This is a genomic window from Salipaludibacillus keqinensis, from assembly GCF_003226325.1.
Lineage (GTDB): Bacteria > Bacillota > Bacilli > Bacillales > Salisediminibacteriaceae > Salipaludibacillus > Salipaludibacillus keqinensis.
This window is the reverse complement of sequence record NZ_PDOD01000002.1, coordinates 241,120-256,641: the sequence shown is the minus strand read 5'-3', so window position 1 is coordinate 256,641 and position 15,522 is coordinate 241,120. Positions and strand designations below refer to the sequence as shown.

13 protein-coding genes and 1 riboswitch are annotated in these 15,522 nt (G+C 40.9%); of the genes, 12 read left to right on the top strand and 1 reads right to left on the bottom strand.

The window, feature by feature from the left end; translation table 11 throughout:
* Positions 1-243 precede the first annotated feature (243 nt).
* Positions 244-1,962: an Rqc2 family fibronectin-binding protein gene (locus CR194_RS08410; RefSeq protein ID WP_110609237.1), complete on the bottom strand. Its 1,719-nt coding sequence runs from the start codon at positions 1,960-1,962 to the stop codon at positions 244-246.
* A 240-nt stretch (positions 1,963-2,202) separates the two neighbouring features.
* Here CR194_RS08410 and CR194_RS08405 point away from each other — a divergent pair, with 240 nt between their 5' ends.
* The 12 genes from CR194_RS08405 (at position 2,203) to rpe (ending at position 15,370) form a co-directional block, all read left to right on the top strand.
* Complete coding sequence (locus tag CR194_RS08405) at positions 2,203-3,084, top strand: YicC/YloC family endoribonuclease (RefSeq protein ID WP_110609236.1); 882 nt, start codon at positions 2,203-2,205, stop codon at positions 3,082-3,084.
* A gap of 42 nt (positions 3,085-3,126) precedes the next feature.
* Positions 3,127-3,390, top strand: a complete 264-nt coding sequence (gene remA, locus CR194_RS08400; RefSeq protein ID WP_110609235.1) for an extracellular matrix/biofilm regulator RemA — start codon at positions 3,127-3,129, stop codon at positions 3,388-3,390.
* Between the two features lie 138 nt (positions 3,391-3,528).
* Positions 3,529-4,140 carry a guanylate kinase gene (gmk, locus tag CR194_RS08395; protein ID WP_110609234.1) on the top strand — a complete coding sequence of 204 codons (612 nt, stop codon included), beginning with the start codon at positions 3,529-3,531 and terminating at the stop codon, positions 4,138-4,140.
* Between the two features lie 4 nt (positions 4,141-4,144).
* Positions 4,145-4,363: a DNA-directed RNA polymerase subunit omega gene (rpoZ, locus tag CR194_RS08390; protein ID WP_110609233.1), complete on the top strand. Its 219-nt coding sequence runs from the start codon at positions 4,145-4,147 to the stop codon at positions 4,361-4,363.
* A 430-nt stretch (positions 4,364-4,793) separates the two neighbouring features.
* Positions 4,794-5,999 carry a bifunctional phosphopantothenoylcysteine decarboxylase/phosphopantothenate--cysteine ligase CoaBC gene (gene coaBC / locus CR194_RS08385; protein WP_110609232.1) on the top strand — a complete coding sequence of 402 codons (1,206 nt, stop codon included), beginning with the start codon at positions 4,794-4,796 and terminating at the stop codon, positions 5,997-5,999.
* A complete protein-coding gene (gene priA, locus CR194_RS08380) occupies positions 6,000-8,438 on the top strand; it encodes a primosomal protein N' (protein ID WP_110609231.1) in 2,439 nt (812 codons plus the stop codon). It begins immediately after the preceding gene.
* 19 nt (positions 8,439-8,457) lie between these two features.
* Positions 8,458-9,405 (top strand): methionyl-tRNA formyltransferase, encoded by a 948-nt coding sequence (gene fmt, locus CR194_RS08375; protein ID WP_110609230.1) that lies wholly within the window; start codon positions 8,458-8,460, stop codon positions 9,403-9,405.
* On the top strand, positions 9,398-10,774 hold the full coding sequence (gene rsmB, locus CR194_RS08370; RefSeq protein ID WP_110609229.1) for a 16S rRNA (cytosine(967)-C(5))-methyltransferase RsmB: 1,377 nt from the start codon (positions 9,398-9,400) through the stop codon (positions 10,772-10,774). Before fmt ends, rsmB begins: the two co-directional genes overlap by 8 nt.
* 36 nt (positions 10,775-10,810) lie before the next feature.
* The gene (locus CR194_RS20405) at positions 10,811-11,563 is read left to right on the top strand and encodes a Stp1/IreP family PP2C-type Ser/Thr phosphatase (RefSeq protein ID WP_199228149.1); all 753 of its coding nucleotides are present in this window, start codon (positions 10,811-10,813) and stop codon (positions 11,561-11,563) included.
* Entirely contained in the window at positions 11,560-13,701 is a 2,142-nt protein-coding gene (gene pknB, locus CR194_RS08365; protein WP_199228148.1) for a Stk1 family PASTA domain-containing Ser/Thr kinase, read from the top strand. The genes CR194_RS20405 and pknB overlap by 4 nt, the downstream gene beginning before the upstream one ends.
* 131 nt (positions 13,702-13,832) lie before the next feature.
* Positions 13,833-14,717 carry a ribosome small subunit-dependent GTPase A gene (rsgA, locus tag CR194_RS08360; RefSeq protein WP_110609228.1) on the top strand — a complete coding sequence of 295 codons (885 nt, stop codon included), beginning with the start codon at positions 13,833-13,835 and terminating at the stop codon, positions 14,715-14,717.
* 2 nt (positions 14,718-14,719) lie between these two features.
* Complete coding sequence (gene rpe / locus CR194_RS08355) at positions 14,720-15,370, top strand: ribulose-phosphate 3-epimerase (RefSeq protein ID WP_110609227.1); 651 nt, start codon at positions 14,720-14,722, stop codon at positions 15,368-15,370.
* 20 nt (positions 15,371-15,390) lie between these two features.
* A riboswitch (TPP riboswitch) is annotated at positions 15,391-15,495 on the top strand.
* Positions 15,496-15,522: the final 27 nt, after the last annotated feature.

The following is a 15,522-nucleotide window of genomic DNA, read 5'->3' as shown; positions in this document are numbered from 1 at the left end:
GTAGATTTTAAATCACCAAATATTAAAAGATTACTTTAAATATTCTACATTTCTGACTTGATTAAGAAAATGCATTATGAGATTGACTCATGTAATACCTGATTTAGTAAGTTATCTTCAAGGCATATAAGACCTTTAATTACGGGTCTCATGCTACGTAGGTGCTACTAACACCGCACGACCAAATTAAAATTAAATAAGCGGAGCCAACACAATGTTGACCCCGCTCATCATTACCGAAAATTACTTCTCAGTATTTAGCTTTAATTGACGTACAGTTTCTTCGTCCGGTGTAACGAATACCGTGGTTTGATTGTCATACGTAACGTAACCAGGCTTGGCACCGTTCGGTTTCTTCACGTGACGAATCAATGTGTAGTCCACGGGAACTTGTCCAGACATTCTACTTTTACTGAAATAAGCCGCTAGGTTGGCTGCTTCTAATAACGTCTGTTCTCCGAAGTCTTGGCTGCGAATAATCACATGGGAACCTGGGATATCTTTCGTGTGAAGCCAAGTGTCGTCTTGCCTAGCTAGACGGTTTGTTAAATATTCATTTTGCTTGTTGTTTTTACCGACATACAAGTCGACGCCTTCGCTTGAAACGAAACGGTCCACTGTTGGTTTAGACGGTTTTTTCTTCTTTTTACCAGATGACTTTTTCTTTAAGTAGCCACCGTTTTCTAGTTCCTCACGAATATCTTCCAAGTCTCTTGTAGACGCAATTTCCACTTGCTGAATAATCGTATCGAGGTAATCCATTTCTTTTGTAGCTACCTTGATCTGCTCTTCTACATAAGCAACGGAATTTTTTAACTTATGGTATTTTTTGAAGAATTGCTGAGCATTATCCGACGCGGACTTTTGAACGTTTAAAGGGATGGTGATTTCTTTCTGATCAGGGTCATAATAATCAATGACAGAGACTTCCTTTTGGCCAGGTTTCACAAGGTGCATGTGAGCTGTCAGTAACTCTCCATATTTTTGTTGTTTTTTTGCTTTGTCTGCATCTTTTAATGTATTCTCTAATTTAGCTATTTTCTTTTTATTTTTTTGATACTCATTTCTCAAAAACCTTTCTAAATCGTAGGCTTTTTGTTTCACCCGGTCTCGTTCGGCCTTATCAACAAAATACCGATCCAACATCTCGTGGACGCTATCAAATTGCTGGCGGTCTCCATCTAAATGGTCTAAAGGAATCACTGAAAAGGCATCTTTTGCAGAGTTCGTGATCATAAATGGAGCATAGTTTTGCTCGCGTACAGGTGCTAACACCTTTAGGAAAGCAGGTGGCAACGTGTCGCGGTTTGTAAATTTCGCTTGATAAAGAATCTCTTTAATGACTTGAGGGGATAACCCGCTAAACTGATCTCTCAATTGCTGGTCCATCTTTCCTCTATTATAATCTAACTTCTTTAATAACAATTCCTCATTCATTTCAAGGGGATTTAATTTATCTTGATGAGGCGGTTCTTTATAAGACTGTCCTGGTAATACGGTACGATATTGCGAGACAGACGGTGGAATATGTTTAATGCTGTCTAGAATCACGTCGTTTTCTTTGTCTAGAAAAATAATGTTACTATGTCTTCCCATGAGTTCAAGAATTAATTTTTTGTAGGAGACATCTCCTAATTCATTTCGCCCTTTGAAAGAAAAGGTGATGATCCTCTCTAATCCATCTTGTTCGATGCTCTCTAGAATACTACCCTCTAAGTGTTTTCTTAGCACCATACAAAACATAGGTGGTTCTTGAGGATTCTCAAATTTAATATTTGTTAAATGAAAACGGGCAAAAGAGGGGTTCACTGAAAAAAACAAGGAATGGTTTTTTCCGTTAGCCCGGACCGTCATCATTAAGTCAGTAGGAAAAGGCTGATGAATTTTAGCAATTCTTCCGCTAACAATCGTTTCTTTTAATTGATCGGTGACCGCTTTTGTTACAATGCCATCAAATGACATGAGGACACCTCCTTTAGTTATAAGTAAGTATTTCTTTGATCTTCTAGCCTCAGAGCCGTTAGAGTCTTCAAGGCTCAGTTCATGATTCACCGCTTGTACATTATAGCAAAATACATGACAGTTAAAAAATAAAAACATTCATTTTCATTCAGCTCCACTGAAGATATACAGTTAATTCACATACTCCCCTTGTTGTTAGCTAGAAAATTGTTTAGAATATAGATTGTGGATGTGATAGAAATGATTATGAGTATGACAGGATACGGGCGATCCACTAAGGAAAATGACAATTGTCAGGTGACAGTAGAGATGAAGGCGGTAAATCACCGTTTTTGCGAAATGAACATTCGAATGCCGAGACAATTATTCTTTTTGGAAGACCGTATGAAGAAAGAAATTTCCAAGTATGTGAAGCGGGGGAAGGTAGACGTTTTTTTAAATGTGCATGGTGAGGGGGTTGTAAAGAGGTCGCTGTCTATTGATTGGGATCTATTTCAACAATACCAGGAAATGCATGAAGAAATGATTAAATCTTCAGGAGCAGCTTCGGAATTCCCTGTAAACGAATTGCTCGTTCACGAGGAAGTGGTGTCCGTCAATGAAGCTGATGACGTTTCTGAGGAGCTAGAGACGATGGTTCAGGGTGCTGTGGAGCAAGCAGTCGTTCAGTTAATAGACATGCGTAAACAAGAAGGCGAAGAGTTACATAAAGATATGGTTCATCGATTAAGTCAAATAACAGCATACGTTGATGAACTTCGTGGTTTGTCCCCTTTGGTTCAAACTCAATATAGAGACCGGCTGTTAAAAAAGGTAGAAGATTTCGTAGGTAGTGATTTGGATATCGATCAATCACGGATTTTAACAGAAGTTTCCGTTTTTGCCGACAAATCAGACATAGAAGAAGAATTAACTCGGATTGATAGTCACGTGAAACAATTTATGACCATTTTAAATGATGCCCATGTGGTAGGAAGAAAATTAGATTTTCTCGTTCAAGAATTGAATAGAGAAACAAACACAATTGGATCAAAAGCGAATCATTTAGAAATTAGTCAAACCGTCGTGAATCTGAAAGCTGAGTTAGAGAAGATCAAAGAACAAGTACAAAATGTAGAGTAAGATAACACCGCAAAATTTAGAATAGAGATAGGAGACTGACCATTGGATATTAAACTTATTAATATAGGATTTGGAAATATTGTTTCAGCTAATAGAATTATTTCGATTGTAAGCCCAGAATCAGCACCAATTAAACGAATTATTTCTGACGCGAGAGAAAGAAATATGCTCGTTGATGCGACGTACGGTCGACGTACTCGTGCGGTAATTATTGCGGACAGTGATCACGTTATTCTTTCAGCAGTCCAGCCAGAAACCGTTGCTCAACGTGTCATCACTAGTAAAGAAGACGCTTCGGAAGATTAATCTCACAAGCGAAACGGTGCCACCGGATTTCCCGGTGGCATTCAGCTTGTTCTAAAAATAAGCTCTACTGAAGAATACCTTTCCTAAAGGTATAAAAACGTGATAGAATGTAGTGATCAAAGAAAGCTGGAGGTTCATATGAGAAGAGAAAAAGGTCTGTTAATTGTCCTTTCTGGTCCTTCTGGAGTAGGAAAAGGAACAGTTTGCGGAGCACTAAGGAAACACGATACTCATATTCAATATTCTGTTTCGGCTACGACACGAAACCCACGTGCAGGTGAAGAAGACGGGGTGAGTTATTTTTTCAAATCGAAACAGGAGTTTGAAAGAATGATTCGGGAAAATGAATTATTAGAGTATGCTCAATATGTGGATAACTATTATGGAACACCACGTCAATATGTGGAAGACACGATTGCAAAAGGTCATGACGTCATTTTGGAAATTGAAGTTCAAGGGGCATTACAGGTGAAAGAAACGTTTCCAGAAGGTGTTTTTATTTTCCTTATGCCACCGAGCATTAAAGAACTAAGAAATCGCATCGAAGGCAGAGGAACAGAGTCACAAGATTTGATTGACAGTAGGATGACAATTGCCAAAGATGAAATCGATTTGATGGATAAATACGACTATGTCGTTGAAAATGATGAAGTGGAACTTGCAGTGGAACGGATAAAATCGATCGTAACTGCCGAGAATTGTAAGAAAGAACGATTGATCCATCTTTATAAAGAACTAGTTGAGGAGTGATATCATGTTACAACCATCCATTGATTCGTTAATGACGAAAATTAATTCGAAGTACACACTAGTTACAGTGTCCGCTCTCAGAGCAAGGCAACTTCGAGAACATCCAGAACTATTTCAAAAGACCAGTGAGTCTAAGTCCGTTAATTTTGTTGGAAAAGCACTAGAAGAAATTGAGTCAGAGCATTTAACATACGAAATAAAAGAAGATGAAGAAACAACCTGATTATTAGGTTGTTTTTTCTTTTGTCTTTCTTGTCTTTTTTCGGTATCGTATAGAAGAGAGAGTAGATATCCATGAGAATATTTTTGAAACACGTCGCCAACATGTGAGATTAACGACGCACAGATTTAGAATAAGATTTGAACGTCGCCAACATGCAAGATTAGCGACGCACAGATTTAGAATAAGGTTTGAACGTCGCTAACATGTGAGATTAACGACGCACAGATTTAGAATAAGGTGTGAACGTCGCCAACATTCGAGATTAGCGACGAACAGATTTAGAATAAGAAGTGAACGTCGCCAACGTGTGCGAGTTTACCTAGGTTCACGAATAAATTAACTTTTGCGAAAAAAGAAACTATCTATGTTTTATTATTAGAGGAACTTAAATGCAATGAGACAAGGATTCCTGTTATCGGAGGCGAAGGATATGAACAAACATAAACGAATTTTATTATGCGTTACGGGTGGTATTGCAGTTTTTAAGGCAGCTGCTTTAACAAGTAAACTCGTACAACAAGGGTACGAAGTAAAAGTAGTCATGACCAGTTCAGCAAGAGAATTTGTTACCCCGCTAACCTTTCAAGCTTTATCAAGAGACCATGTATACATAGATACATTTACCGAACCCAATCCAGAGAAAATCGCTCATATCGACATTGCCGATTGGGCTGACTTGGTTATGATCGCCCCAGCTACAGCCAATGTCATCGGGAAATTAGCCAATGGGATTGCCGATGATATGGTGACGACGACTGTCATGGCTACGACAGCCCCAGTCATGATTGCTCCAGCTATGAATGTACATATGTATGCTCACCCAGCCGTAGAAAAAAACATGGAAACATTAAAGACGTTCGGCTATACCTTTATAGAACCAGATGAAGGGTATTTAGCCTGCGGATATGAAGGGAAAGGTCGAATGGCCGAACCAGAAGATTTATTAGCGATGGTTGATCATCATTTTATCCGTCGGGAAAATAAACTTTGGCACGGAAAAAATGTCCTGGTCACTGCCGGTCCAACGCAAGAGGAAATTGATCCTGTCCGTTTTTTCTCTAATCGTTCTTCAGGAAAAATGGGGTATGCCATTGCTGAAATGGCGGCAGCAAGAGGAGCAAACGTTACTCTTGTAACGGGACCTAGCTCGTTACCGCAACCTCATGGAGTTCAAGTCGTTTCTGTTCGAACAGCGCAAGAAATGTATGACGCCGTGGTTTCCCGATATGCTCACACTAACGTGGTGATTAAAGCTGCAGCCGTCGCTGATTACCGCCCTAAACATACATTCACTAATAAAATGAAGAAATCAGATGGAAATATTGAAGTGGAAATGGAACGAACGACAGATATCTTGAAAACGCTTGGTTCCCAGAAAACAGGACAACTCTTGGTCGGTTTCGCGGCGGAATCAGAAAATATTGAAGAAAATGCTAAAAAGAAGATTGCAGCGAAAAACCTTGATGTCATTGCGGCCAATTCCGTTACGGAAGCAGGCTCAGGATTTCAAGGAGACACAAATGCGTTAACTCTCTATTTCGCGAATGGGAACGAAGCATCGATTCCTCTTACTACAAAAAAAGACGCAGCAAGTCAACTGTTAGACCATATTAAACCTCTTTTGGAGGGGCAATAAATGATCGCTAAAGTCATTGTGGATGTAGCAGTGAACCAAACGGATCGTGTGTTTGATTACCTTGTACCGGCTGAGTTTGAGGATGCCATCGTTCCGGGGATGCGCGTGAATGTTTCGTTTGGGCCAAGAAAGGTTCAAGGATTTGTGCTGGCAACGGATGATCATACGGATTATGATCGAGGCAAATTAAAACCTTTAGCTGAATTGATCGATCTTTACCCTCCTTTAACGGAGGAGTTGCTTGAATTATCGAAATGGATTAAAGACGACACGTTATCTTTTCATATATCCGTATTAAAATCCATGCTACCTGCAGCTATGCGAGCGAAATATCAAAAGAAGCTTTCCCTAAAATCACCTGAGATTCTGAATGAACTTCCTTTATCTTTGCAACAGTTTTTTAAAGATGACAAAGAGATAGAAAACTGGGACGAATGGCGCAAACAAGCGAATGACGAAGACAAGAAACAGATGATGAAAGCTGTAAAAGATGGCGTTCTCTCCGTCACTCCACTAGTTATGACAAATGAAACAAAAAAGAAGCAAATGGTCGTCTTTACGGAAAAAACGAGTCAAGAACTGGCCCAAGCTTCAGAAACGTTAACTGCTCGTGCGGAAAAGCAAAAGAAGTTGTTAGCTTATTTCAGTGAAAATTTAGCTACTCATGAAAAAATCCCATTGGTCCAGCTATTGGATCGAGCTGGCGTCTCGAGGCAAACGGTACAAGAAATGGTGAAAAAGGGACTGTTAATCAAGGCGGAACAAGTGGTCGATCGAGATCCTTATGAAGGACGGACTTTTGAACAGTCCCAACCTCTAACGTTGATGGACGAACAACAACAAGCGCTTGATCCTATCCTTTCATCTTTACTAGAAGAAAGACATGAAACGTTCTTATTACGAGGGGTCACAGGGAGCGGAAAGACAGAAATTTACCTTCAAGCAATTGATTACGCTCTGAAAAAAGGGAAAGAAGCCATTGTTCTCGTACCTGAAATCTCTTTAACTCCGCAAATGGTCACACGATTTAAAGGACGGTTCGGCTCAAGAGTTGCTGTGCTGCACAGTGCCCTTTCAAAGGGTGAAAAGTATGATGAGTGGTTAAAGATTCGCGAAGGAAAAGTAGATGTGGCTGTTGGTGCACGATCGGCCATCTTTGCCCCATTTGAGAACTTAGGAATTGTGATTATCGATGAAGAGCACGAAACAAGCTACAAACAAGAAGAGGTCCCCCGCTATCATGCAAGACAAGTAGCGATTAAACGAGGACAGTTTTACAATTGTCCAGTCATTTTGGGAAGCGCCACCCCGTCGCTTGAAAGTTATGCCCGCGCCCAAAAGGGGGTCTATCATCTGTTAACCATGGAAAAACGGGTGAATGATGTGCAGATGCCACAAGTTTCCTTAGTGGATATGCGAGAAGAGTTAAGGAACGGCAATCGTTCCATGTTTTCTAATCAATTACTCTCGGCCATTCAGGACAGAAAAGATAAACAGGAACAAACCGTCTTGTTTTTGAATCGACGAGGGTATTCAACATTTATAATGTGTCGAGACTGTGGGTATGTGGCTGAATGTCCTCACTGTGATATTTCTTTAACCTATCACCGGTCGAATCAATCTTTACAGTGTCACTATTGTGGTCATATTGAGACCATTCCTAGCATTTGTCCTGAATGCAGTAGTGATTCGATCCGCTTTTTTGGGACTGGAACTCAGAAAGTTGAAGAAGAGATCCTGAAGATTTTCCCTGAGATTCGGGTGATTCGGATGGATGTAGATACCACCCGTCGCAAAGGCTCCCATGAAAAGCTTCTTCAGCAGTTCGGAGAAGGAAAGGGAGATATTCTTTTAGGGACACAAATGATTGCAAAAGGTCTTGATTTTCCTAATATCACTCTTGTTGGTGTATTGGCGGCCGATTCCATGCTCCACTTACCCGATTTTCGTTCGAGTGAAAGAACGTTCCAATTATTGACTCAAGTGAGCGGAAGAGCAGGAAGACATGAGAAGACTGGCGAAGTGTTAGTACAGACCTATACACCTGATCATTACAGCATCATGGATGTGAAGTCTCATGACTATCTCTCTTTCTTTGACAAGGAAATGAACATACGTAAACAGGGAGGATATCCTCCTTATTATTTCTTGGTGATCATCCACGTGAGCGATGAACAATTAGATCGGGTCGTTTCAGTTACAGAAAAAATTACCGGATTTTTAAAGAATCATCTTTCCACCGAGACGATGATTTATGGACCCGTAGCTTCAGCCATCCCACGGATCAAGGATAGATATCGCTATCAATGCATGATAAAATATAAAGTTGAGCCGAAACTGACTGAAACGTTGCAAGAAGTCATTAAAACGTATCAAGGAGAGATGGCTCGAACAGGTTTAGCGATTACGATTGATACAAATCCATATATGATGCTGTAGCTAGAAGGAGAGAGTGAATATGAAAATAGTATTTATGGGGACACCGGACTTCGCTGTGCCGGTATTACATAAAATGGTAGATCGTGGCTATGAGATCGCACTGGTTGTGACTCAACCGGATCGGCCTAAAGGCAGGAAACAAGTACTCACACCGCCACCAGTCAAACAGGCTGCTGAAAACTTAAATATCCCAGTTTTTCAACCAGAAAAAATAAAAAACGACTGGACAAAAGTGCAAGAGGTCAATCCTGATTTAATTGTCACCGCTGCATTTGGTCAAATATTACCTAAAGAGCTTCTCGATATTCCTAATAAAGGGTGTATCAATGTTCATGCCTCTTTATTACCGAAATACCGTGGTGGAGCTCCCATTCACCAGTCCGTGATTGATGGTGAAAAGGAGACTGGCATTACGATCATGTATATGGTGGAGAAGCTAGACGCAGGAGACATTATTGCTCAACGTTCAATCCCTATTCTTGCAGAGGACACGACTGGAACGATGCACGATAAATTAAGTGAATTAGGTGCTGACTTATTATTAGAAACGCTGCCTCTTATTGAAAGTGGTCGGGCGTCATCCGTTCCGCAAGTAGAAGAGAAAGTCACCTTTTCACCAAATATAAAAAAAGACCAAGAAAAAATACATTGGACGAAAACAGCAACAGATATTCACAATCAAATCCGCGGTTTGAACCCATGGCCAGTGGCATTCACTGAAGTGCAGGGAAAACGATTTAAAATATGGGAGTCCCAAATTTTGTCTGAACAAACGGATCAACAGCCAGGAACGGTCATTGACCTGACCAATGAGACTATCCATGTAGCATGTGGAGAGGGGACGGTCTTATCGTTACTTAAAGTGCAGCCATCTGGAAAAAAACCGATGGACGTGTCAACTTTTTTAAGAGGATCAGGGAACACATGGATTAGTGGAATGAAGTTAGGGGAGCAAACGGATGAGTAAAAAAGATTTACAAGGCAATGTACGAGAGGCCGCATTAGATATTTTACTGAAAATAGAAAAGAATCAAGCGTACAGTAACTTATTGTTGAACGACACAATCAAAAAAATGAAAGTTCCGGCAAGAGACATTCCGCTATTAACTGAAATTGTTTACGGAACGATCCAACATCAGAAAAAGTTAGACTTTTATTTAACCACTTTTTCGAAGAAGCCATTAAGTAAACTTGAAGATTGGGTCCGAATCTTATTAAGGTTATCGACGTATCAGTTATTTTTATTGGATCGGATTCCTCATCATGCGGCTATTAACGAAGCGGTTGAGATAGCGAAGAAGCGAGGGCACAAAGGAATTTCAGGTATGGTCAATGGCATTCTAAGATCCATGCTTAGAAATGATTTGCCAGACACATCAGAGATCGAGAATGACTTAGAACGACTGTCTGTTGAAACGAGTCATCCTAAGTGGCTTCTAAACAGATGGAAAGATCAATATGGCATGGACCAAACAGAGCAGATTGCTTTTGCCAATATTCAAGAGCCTGTTCACTCTGTTAGAGTAAACACAACTCTTGTTACAAAGGCAGAAGTAAAGGAATCTTTGGTACAAGAAGGACTAGAGGTAGAAGATAGTCCTTTTGTTGAAGAGAGTCTTCGTGTCAAAAAAGGGTCCATCATCACAACTTCAGCTTTTCAGCAAGGATGGATTTCCATCCAAGATGAGGGGTCCATGCTCGTTACTCATGTCCTTGATCCTAGAGCAGAAGAATCTGTGTTAGATGCTTGTGCAGCTCCTGGAGGGAAGTCTACTCACATTGCCGAACGTATGGACAACGACGGGAAATTAATCAGTGTAGATATCCATGGACATAAAGTAAAGCTTATTCTAGAGCAACAGGAACGATTAAAGCTGTCGTTAATTCAAGGTGAAGTATCTGATGCGCGAAAGTTGAGTGAGCAATATGAGCCGCAAAGCTTTGACAGGATACTTGTAGACGCTCCTTGCTCAGGTCTAGGCGTCATTCAACGAAAACCTGATTTAAAATGGTCAAAAAAAGAAACGGATATCCAACGCTTATCTGAGATTCAGATAGCGATCCTCCAATCAGTATGGCCCCTGTTAAGAAAAGGTGGGCGGTTAGTTTACAGTACATGTACGATTGATCAGGAAGAAAATGATCGTGTGATCACTAGTTTTGTGGATAATCATCAGGATGCCGCTTTTGATGAAGGATTGAAAGACCTTTTACCTGCTGTAATCGCTGATAAATCCGTGAAAACTCCGGGAATGGTTCAGCTGTTTCCAGGGGAGTACGGGACTGACGGCTTTTTCATTTCTGCCATTAAGAAACAAGTGGATGATAAAGCCTAAACGCAAAGTAGCAGAAATTATGGGGGGAATTCATATATGGAAGGTATTTTTCGTACAGATATCGGTAAATTAAGAGCTCATAATGAAGATAACGGGGCTGTGGTTGAAAACACACTCGGCCAGATGCTAGCACTAGTGGCCGATGGTATGGGAGGTCACCAAGCAGGAGACGTAGCCAGTAAAATGACACGTGATGGCATGGTGAAGCACTGGAATGAGAACAACATCTTCTTTACGCCTAAAGATGCAGAAAGATGGTTGTTAGAGACTGTAACGAAAGTGAATCAAGAGCTTTATCACTATGCTCAGTCCAACCCTCAATGTGAAGGGATGGGCACTACGCTTGTGGCAGCCATTTGTTCTGACGAATTTGTAACGTTTTCGAATGTAGGAGACTCGAGGGTTTATATATACGATGACAACAAGTTGAAGCAAATGACCGACGATCACTCATTAGTAGGCGAACTAGTAAGAACGGGTCAGATTTCTGAATCGGAAGCCGAACATCACCCGAGAAAAAATGTGTTGTTAAGAGCATTAGGAACTGACAATACCATTGATGTAGATGTAGAGACAATTAGCTGGAAAGAAGGAGCAATCCTGCTCCTTTGCTCCGACGGTTTAACGAATAAACTTTCAGATCAAGAAATTGAAACCCGTCTTAATGGAGACGAGACGATCTCTTCTATTTCTGAGCATTTAGTCAACCAAGCAAATGACTATGGCGGTGAAGATAACATCACAATTACACTTGTTCGCCATCAGGCGAAGGATGTGAGTCCTACATGATAAATAAAAGAATTAACGACCGTTATGAGATTGTCAAGCTTATTGGCGGCGGCGGAATGGCTGACGTTTATTTAGCAAAAGATTTGATCCTAGATCGATCAGTCGCAGTGAAAATGCTTAAGTCCCAATTCTCTAGAGATGATGAATTCATTAGACGATTTAGAAGAGAGGCTCAGTCGGCTACAAGTCTATCACATTCAAATGTCGTAAATATTTACGACGTAGGTGAAGAAGAAGATCTTTACTATATCGTCATGGAGTATGTAGACGGGTTAACGCTAAAAGATTATATTCAACAACAAGGAAAGCTTTCTGTTGAAGATACAGTTCGCATTTTAAAACAAATGACAGCGGCAGTAAGCCATGCCCATCATAATCACATCGTGCATCGGGACTTGAAACCACACAACATCCTTATTGGTCAGGACGGCGTTGCTAAAGTGACCGATTTTGGTATAGCTCGTGCCATCAGTGAAGCTACGATTACGCATACGAATTCCGTCCTTGGATCTGTTCATTACCTTTCTCCAGAACAAGCTAGAGGTGGACAAGTCACCTTTAAATCTGACCTGTACTCTCTTGGGGTAGTGACCTATGAAATGCTGACAGGAGAAGTGCCTTTCAGTGGTGATACAGCTGTCTCGGTAGCTATTAAGCACTTACAAGAACCTTTACCACTCATTCGCGAAAAAGTGCCAGGCATTCCACAAAGTGTGGAGAACTTCGTGATCAAAGCTACTGCGAAAGACCCTATGCAACGATACTCGTCAGCAGATGATATGTTGTACGAGTTATCAACGATTCTTGACCCAGATCGACAAAACGAATCCCCGCATTATTTGCCGATCAAGGATGAAGAGATGACAAAAGCAGTACCTATCGTGGGGAAACAAAGTGGTGATGACTTCGGAGAAACGATGGTTCATCCCCAATCAAAGATGAGAGATACAGCCACTTATCAGAAAAAAGAGCCAACGCCACCTCCTGGGACGAAGAAGAAAAAAGGATACAAACACTGGGCGAAGCTTTCGTCACTATTGTTGTTGTTTTTCATAGGTTTTGTGATTGTAGCTTTTTATGTAATTCCTACTTGGCTCCATGTGAATGAGGTAGAAATACCAGATGACTTAGTTGGGATGGAGTATGATGAAGCCTTTGAAAGATTGACTGAACTCAACTTAGAAGTGGAAGATGAGCGACGTTATGATGATGAAACAGAGGAAAATCATGTCATCACTCATCGCCCGGAAGTAGGACAATCTGTCAAAGAAGGAACGGTTGTTACTCTAGTCGTTAGTGAAGGGTCAGAACCAGTGGAAATGGCTGATGTCATTGGAGAATCTCTTCAAATGGCAGAAACAACATTGGAAGATTACGAGGATATTGAAATTCAATATGAGGAAAGCTTAGATCAAGTGGATGATACGGTAATTGAGCAGAGTCCTGCGGCAGGTGAACAAGTAATTCCACGAGAGACGGTTGTAAGATTGACGGTCACCGAACGTCCAACATATATTATGAGTAATTTGTTTGGGTATTCTAGAGAAGAGGTCCTTGAGTTCATTTCAAATGAAGAACTGCTGAGTCTCGAAGTAGAAGAAGAATATCATCCTTCGTTAGAAGAAGGAAGAGTAGTTTCGCAATCACCTTCAAGAGGGACTGAAATTCGAGAGCGTACCACGGTCACAGTCGTCTTCTCGAGAGGGCCAGAGCCTGAACCTGATCCGGAGCCAGAACAGGAAGAAGAACTAGAATCCGAGCCTGAAGAGGGCCAAGATCCGGACCAAGAGTCGGAGCCAGAGTCGGAGCCAGAATCGGAGCCAGATCCTGAAGAGCAGGAAGAAGAGATTGAAGAAGAACCGATTTCTGTAGAGGTTCCATTTACTGTTGAACTTCCAGAAGTGGACGATGAAGATGAGGCTAGTTCGTACCGAATCCGAATTTCTGTAACGGATATGGAAAATCGAACACCAGTACAAATCATTGATGAAGAAATCACCGAGGATACATCGTTTGATATTCCAATGACGGTGTCCCCTGAAGAGTCTGGATTTTTGATTCTCTATGTGGGAGATGACGAATTTGAAGACTCTCCTTATGAATACACATACGAGGAACTACAAGGGTCAGAAGAATAAATCTGAAGAGATGACAGAAGAGAGCCCCGACAGAATCTAACATTAGGTGCTCTCTCCTTCACTCATGATAGGAGAAAATCTCCTGTTTCAAAAATAAAGGTTTAAACGGATTGAAATTAAAGGAGGTTGGAATGGCTAGAGGACGAATTATAAAAGCTCTGAGCGGATTTTATTACGTAGAAAATGAAGATGGAATTTTTCAATGTCGCGGAAGGGGGATTTTCCGAAAGCGGAAAATTTCACCTCTCGTGGGCGATTGGGTTGACTTCGAGGCGGATAATCGTACCGATGGAACCGTTATGGATATTGATGAAAGGAAAAATGAACTAGTCAGACCGCCAATTGCGAATGTGGAGCAAGCCATTCTGATATTTTCTATTGAAAATCCTTCATTTAACCCCGTTTTACTAGATCGCTTTCTAGTGCACGTTGAAGCGAATGATATTGAGCCTGTGATCTGTTTTTCAAAGATAGATTTAGAAGTAGTTGAAGATCGCGACGCGCTTAATGCTTATGAAGAAGACTATAAAAAATTAGGTTATACAGTGCTGAGAACCTCGATCTATATCGAAGAGACACTTCAAACACTGGAACCTTATATAAACGAGAAAATTTCAGTGTTTGCCGGGCAATCAGGTGTTGGGAAGTCTTCGTTATTAAATGCCATTAAACCAGGGATAAACATTGAAACAAATGAAATTTCGAAAAGTTTGGGTCGTGGAAAACATACTACGAGACATGTGGAGTTAATTCCCCTAAATGGCGGCGGCTATGTTGCGGATACTCCAGGATTTAGTTCATTGGATTTCCAATCGATTAGAGCAGATGAATTGTCTTTGTTTTTTCCTGAAATGAAAGCTCGCATCAATGATTGTAAGTTTCGTCAGTGTACTCATGTGAACGAGCCAGGGTGCGCTGTGAAAGATGCTTGTGAAACAGGAGAGATTGCCGAATACCGCTATAAACATTATGTAGAATTTTTAGAAGAAATCAAAAGCCTAAAACGGAGGTATTAATCATGACTAAAATTGCCCCATCGATCTTATCAGCTGATTTTGCAAAGTTAGGTCAAGACATTACAGAAGTAGAGCAAGGAGGGGCGGACTATATCCATGTCGATGTAATGGATGGGCATTTCGTTCCTAATATTACAATAGGTCCCCTTGTGGTAGATGCGATCCGACCACTGACGAAACTTCCATTGGATGTTCATTTAATGATTGAAAACCCTGATCAATATATCCCGTCTTTTGTTAAAGCAGGGGCTGATATCATTAGTGTCCATGTGGAAGCTTGTCCTCATTTACATAGAACGGTCCATATGATCAAAGAGTTAGGAGTGAAAGCAGGCGTTGTTTTGAACCCTGCTACTCCAGTGGACACAATTAAACATGTCATTGAAGAGGTAGACTTAGTGTTACTTATGACAGTAAACCCAGGATTCGGCGGGCAGTCATTTATCCATAGTGTCTTGCCAAAAGTGAAAGAAGTAAAAGAGCTCGTTGATGCCGTAGGTAAAGAGATTGACATTGAAATTGACGGTGGCGTGAATCCAGAAACAGCGAAATTATGTGTGGAAGCGGGCGCAAACGTTTTAGTTGCCGGTTCTGCTATCTATGGAAAACAAGATCGTAAAAAAGCTATTGAAAGTATTCGCCAAACAAGATAGAATGAACCATAGATTTATATAAGAACCACGAGGGGAGTCCTTAGAAGGACTGAGAGGAAGCTGTTCGCTTCGACCCTTTGAACCTGTAAGTTCGCACTTGCGTAGGGATGTGGAGCCGATAATACTAAACGGCTGTTGCTCTTTAGGCAATA